11 protein-coding genes are annotated in these 16,817 nt (G+C 73.8%); 4 read left to right on the top strand and 7 right to left on the bottom strand.

Features of this window, described 5'->3' with window-relative positions; all coding sequences use genetic code 11:
• Positions 1-9: 9 nt before the first annotated feature.
• Positions 10-2,364 carry an EAL domain-containing protein gene (locus AB0C17_RS02105; RefSeq protein WP_357476272.1) on the bottom strand — a complete coding sequence of 785 codons (2,355 nt, stop codon included), beginning with the start codon at positions 2,362-2,364 and terminating at the stop codon, positions 10-12.
• Between the two features lie 571 nt (positions 2,365-2,935).
• Between AB0C17_RS02105 and AB0C17_RS02110 the strand changes: the two genes are divergently transcribed.
• Positions 2,936-3,319 (top strand): PH domain-containing protein, encoded by a 384-nt coding sequence (locus tag AB0C17_RS02110; RefSeq protein WP_357388223.1) that lies wholly within the window; start codon positions 2,936-2,938, stop codon positions 3,317-3,319.
• 7 nt (positions 3,320-3,326) lie between these two features.
• Here AB0C17_RS02110 and AB0C17_RS02115 read toward each other — a convergent pair whose 3' ends face one another.
• A complete protein-coding gene (locus tag AB0C17_RS02115) occupies positions 3,327-4,253 on the bottom strand; it encodes a 2-hydroxyacid dehydrogenase (protein ID WP_357388225.1) in 927 nt (308 codons plus the stop codon).
• 143 nt (positions 4,254-4,396) lie between these two features.
• Here AB0C17_RS02115 and AB0C17_RS02120 point away from each other — a divergent pair, with 143 nt between their 5' ends.
• From AB0C17_RS02120 to AB0C17_RS02130, 3 genes are all read left to right on the top strand, one after another.
• Positions 4,397-6,202, top strand: coding sequence for a SpoIIE family protein phosphatase (locus AB0C17_RS02120; protein ID WP_357476274.1), 1,806 nt, complete (start codon positions 4,397-4,399; stop codon positions 6,200-6,202).
• 86 nt (positions 6,203-6,288) lie between these two features.
• Positions 6,289-7,464 carry a PQQ-dependent sugar dehydrogenase gene (locus AB0C17_RS02125; protein ID WP_357388229.1) on the top strand — a complete coding sequence of 392 codons (1,176 nt, stop codon included), beginning with the start codon at positions 6,289-6,291 and terminating at the stop codon, positions 7,462-7,464.
• Between the two features lie 54 nt (positions 7,465-7,518).
• A complete protein-coding gene (locus AB0C17_RS02130) occupies positions 7,519-9,132 on the top strand; it encodes a metallophosphoesterase (RefSeq protein ID WP_357476277.1) in 1,614 nt (537 codons plus the stop codon).
• A 445-nt stretch (positions 9,133-9,577) separates the two neighbouring features.
• Here AB0C17_RS02130 and AB0C17_RS02135 read toward each other — a convergent pair whose 3' ends face one another.
• The 5 genes from AB0C17_RS02135 to gatC form a co-directional block, all read right to left on the bottom strand.
• Positions 9,578-11,935 carry a pyruvate dehydrogenase gene (locus AB0C17_RS02135; RefSeq protein WP_357388231.1) on the bottom strand — a complete coding sequence of 786 codons (2,358 nt, stop codon included), beginning with the start codon at positions 11,933-11,935 and terminating at the stop codon, positions 9,578-9,580.
• A gap of 107 nt (positions 11,936-12,042) precedes the next feature.
• Entirely contained in the window at positions 12,043-13,536 is a 1,494-nt protein-coding gene (gene gatB / locus AB0C17_RS02140) for an Asp-tRNA(Asn)/Glu-tRNA(Gln) amidotransferase subunit GatB (RefSeq protein ID WP_357388233.1), read from the bottom strand.
• Between the two features lie 121 nt (positions 13,537-13,657).
• Positions 13,658-14,806: a putative Ig domain-containing protein gene (locus AB0C17_RS02145; RefSeq protein ID WP_357388235.1), complete on the bottom strand. Its 1,149-nt coding sequence runs from the start codon at positions 14,804-14,806 to the stop codon at positions 13,658-13,660.
• Positions 14,807-14,999: 193 nt separating this feature from the next.
• A complete protein-coding gene (gene gatA / locus AB0C17_RS02150; protein ID WP_357476412.1) occupies positions 15,000-16,475 on the bottom strand; it encodes an Asp-tRNA(Asn)/Glu-tRNA(Gln) amidotransferase subunit GatA in 1,476 nt (491 codons plus the stop codon).
• 23 nt (positions 16,476-16,498) lie between these two features.
• Complete coding sequence (gene gatC / locus AB0C17_RS02155) at positions 16,499-16,804, bottom strand: Asp-tRNA(Asn)/Glu-tRNA(Gln) amidotransferase subunit GatC (protein ID WP_013284468.1); 306 nt, start codon at positions 16,802-16,804, stop codon at positions 16,499-16,501.
• Positions 16,805-16,817: the final 13 nt, after the last annotated feature.

The raw sequence follows: 16,817 nt of genomic DNA on the forward strand, positions 1-16,817 counted from the left end.
CGGTTCAGCTCAGCGCGTGGTGGACGGGTACTCCTCGAACCACGCCTCGACCCGCTCGGCGGTCGCCGGGCGGGCCAGCGCGAACCCTTGGCCGTACCGGCAGCCCGCCCGGCGCGCACCTGCCACCTGCCCCTCCGACTCCAGCTCCTCGACCACCAGCTCCACCCCGAGCCGGTCGGCCAGGTTCGCCACCACGTCGATCAGCGGGCGCTGCCCGTCCCCGCCCGCGCCGACCAGGTGCGGGCCCACCTTGATCAGGTCGATCGGCAACCGGCGCAGCTGCGCGAGCGAGGCGTGCTCGGCCCGGAAGTCGTCGAGCGCGATCCGCACGCCGATCGACCGCAGACCGGCCAGCCGGGGCACCACAGTGGACAGCTCGGCGCCCACCACCGGCTCGGACACCTCCACCACCAGCCGGTCCGGCACCACGTCGTAAGCGGCCAGCGCGGTGGCGGTACGCGCCACGAAGTCCGGCGCGGCCAGCTCCCGCGGCGTCACGTTCACCGCCATCCACAGCTCGCGACCGCCGTCCGACCACGCCGCGAGCTGGCGGCAAGCTCGATCCAGCACCCACCGCCCGATCTCACCGGTCAGGTCGAGATCGGCCGCCACCGGCAGCAGCTCGGCCGGCAGCACCGTGCCCAGCGCCGGGCTGCGCCAGCGCAGAAACGCCTCGGTGCCCACCGGCATCCGGTCCGCGAGCGCCACCACCGGCTGGTAGACCAGGTCCAGCTCACCGCGCGCCACCGCACCGGGCAGTTCCCGCTCCAGGTCCAGGCGGCGGACCAGTTGCTCCTCCAGGTAGGCGTCGTACCACTCGACCCGGTCCCGGCCGAGCTGCGCCGCCCGGCGGCGGGCCAGGTCCGCCTGGCGCAGCACGTCCTCCGGATCGCCGCCGCTGGTCTCGGCCAGCCCGACGCTCACCCCCAGCCGGACGACCCCGCCGGGCCGGGGGTACGGCTCGGCCAGCGCCGCCAGCAGCCGCAGACCGAGCGCGTACGCGAGCACCGGACCGAGGTCGGTGAGGACCGCGTGCTCGGTGTCGCCGAGCCGGGCGACCAGATCGTGCGTCTCGGAGCCCGCCCGCAGGCGACGCGCCGCCTCGATGAGCACCGGCCCGTCCGGCACGGCGCCGCCCGTACCGTGCAGGTCGACGACGAGCAGCGCGCCGCCGCTGCGGTGCGCCATCACCCGGACCAGATCGGCGCGCGTCAGCAGCACGGGCCCGGCCGTCCCGGCGGCCGGTCCGAGCCGGCGCCGCAACCACGCCTCGCGGGCGGCGAGCCGCTGCACCCGGCGGCGCTGGTCGGCGGCGGCGAGCAGTTCACCCACCATGATCGGCGGTATGACGGCCAGCCCCAGTGCCATCGCGCCGGTGCTGAACTCCCCGGCCGCGCCCAGGTGGATCCCGGCGGCGAGCCCGGCGATCCCGGCCGGCGCCGTGAGGCGCGGCCACGCGGCAGACGCCACGTCCCGATCCGGCCGTTCCCCGCCCGAGGTGCGCCGGACACCGGCGACTGTGAGCAGCGCCCCGGCCACCAGCGGCGCCGCGACGACCGGCAACGCCCGGTCCGGCGCGTCGTACGCCAGCAGCACCACAAGTAGCGTCAACCCGCCGATTGTCAGCGCGGCCCCGGCGTGGCAGCGCGCGGCACCCGGCCGGCGGCGGCGTTCGGCGACCGCCACCACAGTGAGCACGGCGAGCACCACCGCGCCGCCCGTCGCAGCGGTCGCGGCGACGGCCGGGACCGGGCCGCCCGGCAACAGCATCCAGCCCGCGAAGACCAGGCTGACGCCGAGCGCGAGCACGTCGACGGTACGGCGCACCAGCTCCGGACCGGACAGCCGCGACCGGCCGGGCAGGCGCAGCAGGGCCGCCACGTGCAGCGGACCGGTGAGGGACAGCCCGGCCAGTGCGATCGGCAACCGGTGCGCGGGGGCGCTCAGCGGCAGCACCGCCACGGTGAGCCCGGCGGCCAGGACGGCGGCGTCCAGGAACGCGGCGACCCGGCGCGACAGCGCGGCCCGGCGAGCCCGCCGCCCGGTCACGGGCCGATCCGTCGGCGCATGCTGGTCGTTCGACGCGGGCAGGTTGTTCGACGCGGGGCGGCCGGTCGGCGCAGGCAAGCCGTTCGGCGCGGAACGGCCGGTCGGCGCAGGCAAGCCGTTCGGCGCGGAACGGCCGGTCACTGCGGGACCGTCGGCAGGTGCGGGATGGTCGGCCGGCGCGGCGGCTCCGGCCAGCCAGGCGAGCCGGACGCAGGCGAGCGCGAAGCCTCCGGCGACGGCGAGCGCGGCGGCGGCCGGGCCGGGCAGGGCACCGGCGACGCCCGCCAGGAGGAAGGCCGCGCCGATGAGCGACACGGCGACATCGTGCAGGGCTGATCGCCGACGGGGGGCGACGGGAGGGGGGACGGGCACGGCGGTCGCCTTCGTGAGGGGGCACGGGGGCGGTGCGGTTGCGGTACGCGGTACGACGTGCGGGCTGGCGGGGCGCATCGGCGGGGACCACTGCGGCCACGCCTAGAAACGATCCCGGAAGCGCCCAGCAACGTCACCCAGCCAGTGACATCCGTCACACCGCCCCTCCGCAGTGCCGGCTCACGATCGCCTGCAAGCCGCTCACTCCCGCCGATCCCCCCGGCCCACCAGACCTTGGAAGCAAACGGCCCCCCAAGAGGCCCAACGCTTCCAAGATCTCCGACCCGCGCAGATCTTGGTATCGGACCGCCCCGGGAGGGGCGGAGCCGTACCAAGATCGTCGGTGGGCACCGGCTACGCGGTGCGGCGAGCGGTTCGGACGGGGTGGCTCGCACGGCGGGGGACTCGGACGGAGGGTGGCTCGGACGGAGGGTGGCTCGGACGGGGGGTGGCTCGGACGGGGGTGGGGACGCCCGCGGGGTGGGGTGGGCTGGGCGGGTGGGATCATCGGGGGGTGAGCCGCGCCGATACCGTACGTTTCCGTCACAACCAGGCCATCCTGGTCGCCGCGATCGTCGCCACCATCGGCGCGCTTCCAGTGGCCAGTGCCCGCTGGTGGCTGCTCTGGGTGTTGCTCGTGCCGCTCGCCGTCGTGGTCTGGGCGTGGCGCGCCGGCACCGACGCCGACGCCCGGGAGCTGCGACTGCGGGCGCTCGCCGGGCAGCGCCGGGTGCCGTGGAACCGGGTCGCCGAACTCGCAGGTGATCGCAAGGGACGGGCCGTCGCCCGCCTCGACGACGGCGAGGTGGTGGTGCTGCCGGCGGTACGCGCCACCGAACTGCCCCGGCTGATCGCCGTCACCGGGCAGGAGCTACCGGACGCCGAAGCCGATCGGTGAGCAGGGATCAGTAGCCGTCGACCACCCGGTTCGTCAGCTCCGCCCCGGCCACGTACCGGCGCAGTTGCTCCCCCACCAGCCGGTACGCGCGCGGCAGCAGTCCGCGTACGGAGCCGCCGACGTGCGGGGTGAGCAGCACGTTCGGCAGCTCCCACAGGGGATGGTCGGCGGGCAGCGGTTCCGGGTCGGTGACGTCCATCGCCGCGCGCAGGCGACCCGAGGCCAGCTCGGCGACCAGCGCCGACGTGCGGGCCACCGGACCGCGGGCGGCGTTGACGAGCAGCGCGCCGTCCGGCATCGCGGCGAGGAAACGCTCGTCGACCATGCCCCGGGTCTGCTCGGTCAGCGGCACCAGCAGCACCACCACGTCCGCCTCGGGCAGCAGCGCCGGCAGCTCGTCGACGCCGTGCACGCCCTGGCCGGGGCGCGGCGTACGGGCCACCAGCGTGAAGCTCACCTCGAACGGGGCGAGCCGATCGCGTACCGCGGTGCCGATCGAGCCCGCGCCGACGATCAGCACCCGCTTGCCGGCCAGCTCGTCGGTGGGCGCCACCTCGTCGTACGCCCACTCGCGCCGCGCCTGCGCGCGGGCCAGCGGCGCGAACCCGCGTAGCGAGGCGAGGATCGCGGCGACCACCCATTCGGCGGTGGGCGAGTCGTGCACGCCCCGGGCATCGCAGAGCGTCACGCCGTCGGGCATCCGTCCCGCCCAGGCGTCCGCGCCGGCGGAGAGCAGTTGCACCACCTCGACGTCGGGCAGCTCGGCCAGGAGCGCGCCGGCGTCCGGGCCGGACAGGAACGGCGGAACCCAGAACCGCATCCCGGCCGGGGAGGACGGAAGCCGCCGGGGGTCGTCCAGCACCTCCACGGTGACGCCGGGCGGCAGCTCGCCGAGCAGTCTGCGGCCCTCGGGGTGCGGGATCCATGCCTTCACGACCGCCGACGATATCGGCCCCGGGCCGGCCGGCGCGGCGTGACCCGTGACGAACACCGCGCCGGGAATGGAGTGGCGGCCCAGCGGGGTATAACCGAGAGCGGGATGCCGCTCGGGTGTTCCGCTTGCCGAGGGCGGTGGCGATGAGCGAGGACGGCCGGGGACGGGTGTCCGTGCCGATTCCGGCGCTCGCCGATCCCGACCGATTGCGCTCACTCGACGAGACCCGGCTCGACGCCGTACCGGACGAGGCGTTCGACAGGTTCGCCCGGCTGGTCGGCGACCTGCTGGACGTGCCCGTCGCGCTCGTCTCCCTGGTGGACGCCGACCGTCAGTTCTTCCCCGGCGCGACCGGGCTGCCGGAGCCGTGGGCGGCCCGCCGGGAGACGCCGCTGACCCACTCGTTCTGCCAGCACGTCGTCGACGTCGAGATGCCGCTGGTGCTGCCCGACGCCCGCCTCTCCCCCCAGGTACGCCTCAACCTGGCCGTCGAGGACCTGGGCGTGGTGGCGTACGCGGGCATGCCCCTGACCGACCTGGACGGGCGGGTGCTCGGCTCGCTCTGCGCGATCGACAGCAAGCCCCGGGCCTGGACCGGGGAACAGTTGCGTACGCTCGCCGACCTGGCCGCCGCGTGCTCCTCCGAGCTGCGGCTGCGCATCGCGGTCCGGGGTGCCGAGGAGGCGCGCCGCCGCGCCGAGGAGGCGCACGACCGGCTCGCCATGCTGGCCGGTATGAGCGAGATGCTCGGCGGCACGCTCGACGTGGCCACCGCCGTCGACCGGCTCGGGCGCGCGATGGTGCCGCTGCTCGCCGACTGGTGCCTGATCACGCTCGTCGACCCGGCCGGCCGGCCACGCACGGTCACCGGCCTGCACCGGGACGCCGAGCGCGCGGCCGACGTGACCCGTTTCGCCGGGCTGCTGACCACCGGGCTCAGCGCGGAGTCGCAGATCCGGTCGGTGCTGCGTACCGGGCGGCCGGCGGTGCGGGCCACGGCCGACCTGGACGACGTGGCGCGCGGCACCACACGCCCGGAGCTGGTGCCGCTCGCCGACCGGCTCGGCATCGGTTCCCACCTGACCGTGCCGATCACCGCCGTCGGGGACCGGGTGATCGGGGCGGTCACGCTGGTCAACCGGCCCGGACGGCGCGGTTTCGACGCCAGCGACCTGCGCACCGCGCAGGACATCGGGGTACGCGCCGGACAGGCGGTCGGCAACAGCCGCCTCTACGGGGAGCAGCGCCACGTCGCCGAGGTGCTCCAGCACAGCATGCTGCCGAGCCTGCCGGCCGTGCCCGGGATGGAACTGGCCGCCCGCTACCTGCCGGCCGCCGACCGGGTCGAGGTGGGCGGCGACTGGTACGACGCCTTCGTCCAGCCCGACGGCGAGGTGGTCGCCGCGATCGGTGACGTCGCCGGGCACGACATCGAGGCGGCGGCCACCATGGGCCAGCTGCGCAACCTGGTGCGGGGCAACGCGTACGGGCGGGACGATCCGGTGGAGGACCTGGTGACCCACCTCGACCGGGCCATGGGCGGGCTGCGGGTGCCCACCGTCGCCACCGCCGTGCTGGCCCGGGTCCGCCCGGCCGCCGGCGGGCTGGTGGTCTCCTGGTGCAACGCGGGACACCCGCCGCCGCTGCTGGTCCGCGCCGACGGTTCGGTAGCGGTGGCGGACGGTCGCGGGCCGCTGCTCGGCCTGGCCCGCCCGCCCCGGCGCACCGGCCGGACGCTGACCCTGGCTCCCGGCGACACGCTGCTGCTGCACACCGACGGGCTGATCGAGCGCCGGGACCAGCCGATCGACGAGGGGCAGGCCGAGCTGCTCGCCCATCTCGGCACCGCCGGGCCGGGCGTTTCGCTGGACCTGCTCTGCGACCGGCTGCTCGCCGCCGCACACCAGCGGGAGGACGACGTCGCCCTGCTCGCGCTGCGGGCCGGCTGAACAGCACTCCCCCGAACGGGCCGGGTACGGGCCGCCGTCCGCGCGACGCGCCCGGTTCGCCGGTCCACACGGCTAGGCTGGGGCGGGTGAGCCCGCGTCTTGCGTACCCCCGTGTCAGCCGCCTCCGGACGGCGCTGGCGGCGTCCTGCGCGGCGCTGCTCCTGGGCGCCGCCGGCTGTGCCCTCGGCGAGCCCGAGCCGGATCCGGCCGGCGCCCCGCCCAACCTGCCCACACCGTCGAGCACCGCGAGTCCCGGCGGGGCCGGCCAGCAGGCGGTCGCCACGGTGCTGGCCAAGGGGCTGGAGGTGCCGTGGGGCATCGCGTTCCTGCCCGACGGCGGCGCGCTGGTGACCGAGCGGGACAAGGGGCGGATCCTCCAGGTCGGCCCGGAGTCCGGCCCGGAGGGCCTGGCGGTGCGGCCGGTGCAGACCGTGCCGGACGTCGCCGCCGGCGGCGAGGGCGGCCTGCTCGGCATCGCGGTCTCCCCGGCGTACGAGCGGGACCGCACGGTCTTCGTCTACTACACCGCCGAGAACGACAACCGGATCGCGAAGATGCAGCTCGGGCAGGCGCCGAAGCCGATCCTGACCGGCATCCCGAAGTCCGGCACGCACAACGGCGGCGGGCTGGGCTTCGGCCCGGACGGCCACCTCTACGCGAGCACCGGGGACGCCGGGCGCACCGAGAACGCCCAGGACGCCAAGAGCCTCGGCGGCAAGATCCTCCGGATCACCCCGGACGGCAAGCCGGCGCCGGGCAACCCCACCGCCGGGTCGCCGGTCTGGTCGACCGGCCACCGCAACGTCCAGGGCTTCGCCTGGACGCCGGACAAGAAGATGTACGCGGTGGAGTTCGGCCAGAACACCTGGGACGAGATCAATCAGATCAACAAGGGCGGCAACTACGGATGGCCCCGGGTCGAGGGGCGTGGCGACGACAAGCGCTACGTGAACCCGATCACGCAGTGGCCCACCGGTGACGCGTCCTGCTCCGGCCTGGCGGCGGCGGACCGCGTGCTCGTCGCCGCCTGCCTGCGCGGCCAGCGGCTCTGGCTGGTGGAGCTGGCCGGCAACGGCACCGTCCTCGGTCAGCCACGCGACCTGCTCACCGGCCGGTACGGTCGGCTACGGGCCGTCGCGGCGGCGCCGGACGGCTCGCTGTGGGTGAGCACCTCGAACCGGGACGGCAGGGGCACCCCCACCGCCGAGGACGACCGCATCCTGCGACTCGTGTTCGCCGACGGGGGCGCCGGCCGGAGCTGATCCGGGCCGGGCGGGTTTGTCAAGATCGCGCAAGGGGCAGGTCAGGATCTCAGCATGGACGGCCACGAGAACGAACAGCACCGCACCGGGGACGAGACGTCTCCGGAGCGCGGGCGTGCCCGCCGCGTGACGGCGTGGCGGCCCGGTAACCGGCTGCGCCGGCTGGGTGTCGTGCTGGCTCTGCTCGCTGTCACACTCGGCGGCATCGTGATCGGCACGTACGCGGGCGGCCACGTCGGCACCGACATCGGCCCGTTCCGCGCCGAGCTGAAGCTCAGCCCGTCACTGAGCGGCGGCACCACCGTCGACATCCCTCCCCTGGGCGCGCTGCTGCTGGACAGCCACGACGGCCCGGCGTACCTCACCGTCGAGGTGGGCTCGCTGGACCAGGGGCGCACCGAGGCGCTCCTCGACGACCCGGCCAGCATCAGCCGGGCCAGCCAGTCGGCGGTGCAGGACGTCCGCGACGGCGTGATGCGGCTCGGGCTGCGTACGCTCGCCTCGGTGGTGCTGGCCACGCTGATCCTGGCGGCGCTCGTCTTCCGGGACGTCCGGCGTACCGCGTGGGCCGGCGGTATGGCGCTCGTCATCACGGCGGGCAGCCTCGGGACGGCGGCGAGCACCCTGCGCCCGCAGGCCATCGAGGAGCCCCGGTACGAGGGCCTGCTCGTCAACGCGCCCGCGATCGTCGGTGACGCTCGGCGGATCGCGAACGACTACACCAAGTACGCCGAGCAGCTCCAGCGGCTGGTCGGCAACGTCAGCAAGCTCTACACGACCGTCTCGGCGCTGCCGGTGGTGCAGCCGTCGCCCGGCACCACCCGGGTGCTGCACGTGTCGGACATCCACCTCAACCCGACCGGCTGGCAGTTGATCCGTACCGTGGTCGAACAGTTCGGCATCGACGTGGTGGTCGACACCGGCGACATGACCGACTGGGGCAGCGAGCCGGAGGCGTCGTTCGTCGGCTCGATCGGCCTGCTCAAGAAGCCGTACGTGTTCATCCGCGGCAACCACGACTCGCCGCGTACCGCCGCCGCGGTGGCGCAGCAGCCGAACGCGATCGTGTTGAACAACTCCGTCACCACAGTCGGCGGGCTGACCATCGCCGGCCTCGGCGACCCCCGCTTCACCCCGGACAAGGAGACCTCACCGGCCGGGAGCGGCCTCACCTCGGCCGTGGCCGACCAGGTGATCGGCGCCGGCGAACAGCTCGCCGCCACGATCGAGAAGTCGCCGCGCAAGGTGGACATCGCGCTCATCCACGATCCCGCCTCGGCCGGCCCGCTCTCCGGCACCTGCCCGCTCGTGCTCTCCGGGCACACCCACTCCCGGCAGGTGTCGAAGCTGCCGCAGGTGGAGGGCAAGCAGCCGACCACGCTGATGGTGCAGGGCTCGACCGGCGGGGCCGGGCTGCGCGGCCTGGAGGGCGAGAAGCCGACTCCGCTGACCATGACGGTGCTCTACTTCGACCAGCAGAAGCTGCTCCAGGCGTACGACGACATCACAGTCGGCGGCACCGGGCAGTCGCAGGTCAACCTGGAGCGGCACGTCATCCGCGACCCGGCAAAGGGTGACCAGGTGCCGGTCACCCCGACCCCCACCCGCGGCCCCTCCGAGTCGCCGTCGCCGGGTACGACCACCCTGAGCCCCACCCCCACGAGCTGACCGTCCCGGATCCTCGCCTTCCTCGCGGCCACGCCGGGCGCCCTGCCGCGTGACACCCGGTCACTGCGCGTCATGAAGCCGTCCGGCACCGGGATGCCCCACCGCCGCCTTTGCTCTGCACCCATCGGCGCGGCAGGCACCGAGAGTCACCGCGCGGATGGGTGCAGAGCAGCGAGCGATCCATTCCGCCCCAGCTCAGGGTGGTGCTGCGGATTTGGCTGCAGAGCAAAGGCGGCACGAGGCCATACCTCCGACCGCAGAGGCAGTCACTTTCCGCAACCGAAATCGCTTATGACCTTCCGTTACGGCAGCGGGCTGTCGTGCCACCCGGACCGGCCGGCAGCGACCCGCCGTCGTCGCGAGCCGGCGCAGCCGCGCAGCCGACAGACTGGGCGCGAGCCGGCGCGCTGGCGAGCCAGCGAGCCGACCGACCGGGCGCGAGCCGTCAGCGCAGCGCGATCGCGGCCAGCGCGGCGTTGACGATGCTGCCGGGCAGCAGGTCGTGCAGCTCGTACAGCTCCCGGACGCTGCCGGACTGGCCGAACTCGTCCACGCCGAGCGGCACCGCCGGGGCGCCGACCGCCGAGCCGAGCCAGGCCATCGCGTGCGAGGCCGCGTCGTGCACGGTGACCACCGGCACCCGGTCGGCGAACGCCGACCGCAGCGCGCCCGGGACGCTCGGCACGGTAGCGGTCCGCACACCCTGGCGCAGCGTCCGCTGCCACGCCCGGTAGAGCCGGTCCAGGCTGGTCACGTCGACCACGTGCGCGGCCACGCCCTCCTCCGCCAGCTCCGCGGCGGCGGCCAGGACCTCCGGCAGCACCGCGCCGGAGGCGGCGAGCTGCACGACCGGGGCATCAGCCAGATCGGGGTACGCCTGGTGCGCGTCGACGAGCCGGTACGCGCCGGCCACCACCTGCCGCCGCAGCACCGCGTCCCCGAGCCGCGCCCGGGCCGCCTCGAACGGCGCCTGGTCGACCGGCCGGGTGCTGAGCCGGAAGTAGTACGCCCCGTCCTCGGCCGGCGCGGCTGTGGCGGCCGGTGCGGCACCACCGGCGATCTGCCCGAGCGCGTCGCAGAGCAGCCAGTCGAGGCTGCCGGCGTACGCGGGCTCCAGGAACGTCACCCCCGGCAGCTCCAGGCCGACCGACGCGGTGATGGTGGACTGGTGCGCCCCGCCCTCCGGGGCGAGCGTGATGCCCGACGGGGTGCCGGCCACCACGAACCGGGAACCGGAGTACGTCCCGTAGAGGAACGCGTCCAGACCGCGCAGCACGAACGGGTCGTAGACGGTGCCCACCGGCAGCAGCGGCTGACCGGACAGGTCCCAGGACAGGCCGAGCTGGCCCAGCAGCAGGAACAGGTTCATCTCCGAGATGCCCAGCTCGATGTGCTGCCCGGCGGGGCTCTCGGTCCAGCGCAGCATCCGGTCCTCGGTCCAGGAACGCTGCTCCGTCGGGGCGAACACGCCCGTCTTGTTGATGAACCCGGCCAGGTTGGTCGAGGTGGCCACGTCCGGCGCGGTGGTCACCAGGTAGGGCGCGACCTGCGGATCGCGGGCCAGGTCGACAAGCACCCGGCCGAAGGCCTCCTGGGTGGAGACGGGCTTGTTCGCGCGTACCCTCGTGGTCTCCGGAACGGTGACGCCCAGCGCACGCTCGCGCGGCGGGCGGGACAGCGCCTCCCGGCGCTCGCCGGCCCGGATACCGGCCGGGGACGCCGGGTCGAGGCGGTCCCACTCGGTCTCCGGCGTCAGGCCGTGCGCGGCGCGCAGCGCGTCGACCTGCTCGGTGGTGAGCAGCGCCGAGTGGTTGCGCGGGTTGCCGGCGATGGGCAGGCCCCAGCCCTTGACCGTGTACGCGAACACGACGCTGGGCCGGTCGGTCACCGCGTCGCACTGGGCGTACGCGTCGAGCATGGCCTGCGCGTCGTGCCCGCCCAGGTCGGTGACGAGCGGGCCCAGCTCGTCGTCGCCGATGTCGGCGACGAACGCGGCCACCTCGGCCGGGGCGCCGTCCAGGAACTGCTTGCGCAGCGCGGGCCCGGCCAGCCCGAACAGCGACTGGTACTGCTCGTTGGGCATCCGGTCGATCCAGTCGCGCAGCGCCGCGCCACCCGGCCGGGCGTACGCCTCGGCGAGCCGACGGCCGTACTTGACCTCCACGACGTGCCAGCCGGCCGCCTCGAACTGGCCGCGCCACTGGTTGATCCGGATGCCGGGGACGACCCGGTCCAGCGACTGGCGGTTGAAGTCGACGAGCCACATCACGTTGCCGAGCCCGGTGGTGGCCGGGTCGGCGACCGCCTCCCAGATGTTGCCCTCGTCCAGCTCGGCGTCGCCGATGAGGGCGACGAACCGGGAGTGCGGGCGCGGGCCGAAGTGCGCGTCGACGTAGCGGCGGGTGACGGCGGCGAACAGCGGCGCGGCGGCGCCCAGGCCGACCGAGCCGGTGGAGAAGTCCACCTCGTCCGGGTCCTTGGTCCGCGACGGGTACGACTGGAGCCCGCCGCGTGCCCGCAGCTTCGGCAGGTACGACCGGTCGAGGTTGCCCAGCAGGTACTGGATGGCGTGGAACACCGGCGAGGCGTGCGGCTTCACCGCGACCCGGTCCTCGGCGTCCAGGTGCTGGAACCAGAGCGCGGTCATCGCGGTCACCAGCGAGGCGCTCGACGCCTGGTGGCCACCGACCTTCACCCCGTCACCGGTGTCGCGGTCGTGGTTGGCCGCGTCGACGATGCGGGTGGCGAGCCAGAGCACCCGGCGCTGGATCTCGTCGAGGACGTCGAGGTCGTGCTGGTTCACGGTGACTCCATCCGGGCGTCGCCGTTGACGCCCCGTGAGTGGGGTGAGGCGTTAGGAAGGGCCCCTTCCCATGCACCAGGCGTTAAGAAGGGGCCCTTCCTTGCACGTCAGGCGCCGAGGCGCGCCAGGATCAGCTCGCGGACGGTCTTCGCGTCCGCCTGGCCGCGCGTGGTCTTCATGACCGCGCCGACCAGCGCGCCGGCCGCCGCGACCTTGCCGCTGCGGATCTTGTCGGCGATGGCCGGGTTGGCCGCGATCGCCTCGTCCACGGCGGCGGTGAGCGCGCCGGTGTCCGAGACGACCTCCAGGTTGCGGTTGGTCATGATCTCGGTCGGCGAGCCCTCGCCGGCCACCACGCCCTCCAGCACGGTACGGGCCAGCTTGTCGTTGAGCTTGCCCGCGTCGACAAGGCCCTGAAGCTCGGCGACCTGAGCCGGGGTGGCGCCCACGTCGGCCAGCTCCACGCCGGTCTCGTTGGCGCGGCGGGACAGCTCACCCAGCCACCACTTACGGGCCGCCGCAGGGGTCGCGCCGGCAGCCACAGTCGCCTCGATCAGCTCGACCGCGCCCGCGTTCACCACGGACTGCATGTCGAGGTCGGACAGGCCCCAGTCCTGCTGGATCCGCTTGCGGCGCAGGCGCGGCAGCTCCGGCAGGGCGGCCTTCAGCTCGGCCACCCACGCGGTGTCGGGGGCGAGTGGCACCAGGTCCGGCTCCGGGAAGTACCGGTAGTCGGTGGCGGTCTCCTTGGACCGGCCCGACGTGGTGTCGCCGGTGTCCTCGTGGAAGTGCCGGGTCTCCTGCGTGATCCGGCCGCCGGCCTCCAGCACCGACGCCTGGCGCAGCATCTCCGAGCGCACCGCCCGCTCGACCGAGCGCAGCGAGTTGACGTTCTTCGTCTCGGTGCGGGTGCCCCACTCCTCGCCCGGGCGGTTCAGCGACGTGTTGACGTCGCAGCGCAGCGAGCCCTCCTCCATCCGCACGTCGGAGACGCCGAGCGAGCGGATCACGTCGCGCAGCTCGGCGACGTACGCGCGGGCGACCTCGGGCGCGAGCGCGCCGGTGCCGGGAATCGGCTTGGTGACGATCTCCACCAGCGGGATGCCGGCCCGGTTGTAGTCGACGAGCGACTCGGTGGCGCCGTGGATGCGACCGGTGGCGCCGCCGACGTGCAGCGTCTTGCCGGTGTCCTCCTCCAGGTGCACCCGCTCGATGCCGATGCGGACCAGCTCGCCGTTCACCTCGACGTCCAGGTAGCCGTCGGAGCACAGCGGCTCGTCGTACTGGCTGATCTGGAAGTTCTTCGGCATGTCCGGGTAGAAGTAGTTCTTCCGGGCGAACCGGCACCACTCGGCGATGGAGCAGTTCAGCGCCAGCCCGATCCGGATGGTCGCCTCGATGGCGGCCTTGTTCGCCACCGGCAGCGAGCCGGGCAGGCCCAGGCAGACCGGGCAGACCCGGGTGTTCGGCTCGCCGCCGAAGTCGGTCGGGCAGCCGCACCACATCTTGGTGTTCGTGCCCAGCTCGACGTGGGTCTCCAGGCCGATCACCGGTTCGAAGCGCGCGACGACCTCGTCGTACGCGGGCAGTGTCGTCGTCATCTGAGCTCCAGGCGCGATCCGGACAGAACCGTTCCAGCCTAATCGGCTGGCCCGGCCACCCCGCTGCCGGGCTTCGAGATCACCGCGTGGACCGCCCCGACGCCCCGGCCCGGCCCGGGCGTCACTCGGGTGGGGTGAAGGTCCGACGACGGTTGTACGCCAGCACGAGCAGGATGCCGCCGACGGAGAAGGCCACGACGCTCAACAGCAGCAGCACGAGCGGCGAACCCGGCCCGGTGGCCGGCAGCCACGTGCCACTGGCCTTCGACGGTGACGGCGTCGGCTGGGGCGTCGCCGGGCTGCCCTCCGACGGCGTGGCGGCCGGATCGCTCGCGGTCGGCGTGGCCGTCGGGTCGGTCGGAGCGGGCGTCCAGCCGGTCGGGGTCGCCGTCGGGGTGCCCGGGGTCCGGGCGGCGACGGTCAGCGACACCTGCTTCGTGGCGCTGGTGCTGTGCCCCTTCGCCGCGACGGTGAAGGTGAACGTGCCGGCGCTGCCCGGTGTGCCGCTGAGCCGGCCCTTCTCGTCGAGGGTGAGGCCGTCCGGCAGGGCCCCGGCGGCCAGGGCGAACACGATGTCCGAGTCGCCGTCGGCGGTGAACCGGAAGGAGTAGTGCTTACCGACTGTGGCGGCGGGCGGTTCGCCGGAGGTGAAGGCGGTCGCCGCCACGGCGACGACGACGGTGGCGTCCTGCTCGTCGAAGAGGCCGTTCTTGTCGGTCATCCGCAGCGTGAACGTGTATGTGCCGGCTGTGGTCGGCGCACCGCCGAGCGACGTACCCACCACCAGCATCCCCGGCGGCAGGCTGCCCGAGACCACCGACAACCCGTACGGCGCGGCGCCGCCTGTCGCCTCGACCGTGTGGATCGCGTACACCCGGCCGAGGTACATGGGAGACCGGGGCTTGCCGGACGTGATGACGACCTTCGGCTGGCGTACCTCGATCGTCGCCGTCTGCTCGTCGAAGAGGTCGTTCTGATCGGTCATCCGCAGCGTGAACGTGTACGTGCCGACTGTGGTCGGCGCGCCACCGAGCGACGTACCCACCACCAGCATCCCCGGCGGCAGGCTGCCCGAGACCACCGACAACCGGTACGGCGCGGTCCCGCCTGTCGCCTCGACCGTGTGGATCGCGTAGACCTGCCCGATGACCATGACCGACCGGGGCTTACCCGAGGTGATGGTGACGGTCTCGGTGGCGGCGGTGACCGGTTGCGCGGTGGCCGGCTGGGCGACACCCAGCAGCAGCGCGACGGCCATCGTCAGGGCCATGACCGGGCGAAGTGTCCCCATCGCACATCCAGGTCTCGATCGGAGCCGCTCGCATCCGCCAGCGGACCGTAGTCCAGTCGATCCAGCAGCCTCGAATCCTATTCGACCAGTGCCAGTGACAGGTGGCAATCCGCTGTTCGGTGATCACCGTGTCGGTACGGAGGCGGGTGGCCCGCCTCCGTACCCCCGGTTTCTAGAGCGTCGGCGGGGTGAGCGTGCCGACGGCGTTCTCCAGCGCGGCGGCGACCCGGTACATCCGGTCGTCGGCCATGGTCGGCGCCATGATCTGGAAGCCGACCGGGAGCCCGTCGGACAGGCCGCACGGCACCGAGATGGCCGGACCGCCGTACAGGTTCGTCGGGATGGTGAACAGGTCGGCCAGGTACATCTGGTACGGGTCGGCGGTGCGCGACCCGATCGGGAACGCCACGAACGGCGTGGTCGGCGAGATCAGCGCGTCGACCTGCTCGAACGCGCTGGTGAAGTCCCGCGTGATCAGGGTGCGGACCTTCTGCGCCTGGCCGTAGTAGGCGTCGTAGTAGCCCGACGAGAGCGCGTACGTGCCGATCATGATGCGGCGCTTGACCTCGGGGCCGAAACCGGCCTCGCGTGTCAGCGACATGACCTCCTCCAGCGACCGGTTGCCGTCGTCGCCGACCCGCAGGCCGAACCGGACGCCGTCGAACCGGGCCAGGTTGGAGGAGCACTCGCTCGGCGCGATCAGGTAGTACGCCGGCAGCGCGTACTTGAAGTGCGGGCAGGAGATCTCGACGATCTCGGCGCCCAGCTTCGCCAGCGCCTCGACCGACTCGCGGAACGCGGCCATCACGCCCGGCTCCGCGCCCTCGCCGGTGAACTCGGTGACCACGCCGAGCTTCACGCCGGTCAGGTCGCCGGTGGCGCCGAGCCGCGCCGCGGCCACCACGTCCGGCACCGGTGCCGGGATCGAGGTGGAGTCGCGCGGGTCGTGACCGCCGATCACCTGGTGCAGCAACGCGGCGTCGAGCACGGTACGCGCGCACGGGCCGGGGGTGTCCAGCGACGAGGAAAACGCCACAAGGCCGTAGCGGGAGGTGCCGCCGTAGGTGGGCTTCGCGCCGACGGTGCCGGTGACCGCGCCGGGCTGGCGGATCGAGCCGCCGGTGTCCGAGCCGATCGACAGCGGCGCCTCGTACGCGGCCAGCGCCGCCGCGCTGCCACCGCCCGAGCCGCCCGGGATCCGCTCCAGGTCCCACGGGTTACGGGTCGGCCCGTACGCCGAGTATTCGGTGGAGGAGCCCATCGCGAACTCGTCCATGTTCGTCTTGCCGAGCATCACCGTGCCGGCGGCGCGCAGCCGCTCGACGATCGTCGAGTCGTACGGCGGGCGCCAGCCCTCCAGGATCTTCGACCCGACGGTGGTCGGCACGCCCTTGGTGGTGAGCACGTCCTTCACCGCGACCGGCACACCGGCCAGCGGGCCCAGCTCCTCACCGGCGGCGCGACGCTCGTCCACCGACCGCGCGGCGGCGAGCGCACCCTCGGTGTCGACGTGCAGGAACGCGTGCACCCGGTCGTCGACGGCGCCGATCCGGTCCAGGTGCGCCCGGGTGACCTCGACGGCGGAGGTCTCGCCGCTCGCCACCAGCCCGGCGATCTCGACGGCGCTCAACTTCGTCAGGTCGGTCATGCCGGCACTCCCGCTGCGCTCGCTCATGAGGCCACATCCTCGTCCAGGATCCGCGGGACGCGGAACCGCTGCTCCTCGGCGTCGGGGGCGCCCGACAGCGCCTCCTGCGGGGTCAGGCCCGGCCGCACCACGTCCTCGCGGAGCACGTTTGTCAGCGGCACGGAGTGGGACGTCGGCGGGATGTCCGCCGCGGCTACCTCGCCGACCTGCGCGACCGACTGGAGGATCACATCCAGCTGGCCGGCGAAGGTGTCCAACTCCTCCTCGGTGACGGCGAGCCGCGACAGTCGCGCGAGGTGCGCGACCTCCTCGCGGGAGATGGCGGCCATCGGTGCCCCCTTC

Source organism: Micromonospora sp. NPDC048887 (assembly GCF_040649715.1).
GTDB lineage: Bacteria > Actinomycetota > Actinomycetes > Mycobacteriales > Micromonosporaceae > Micromonospora.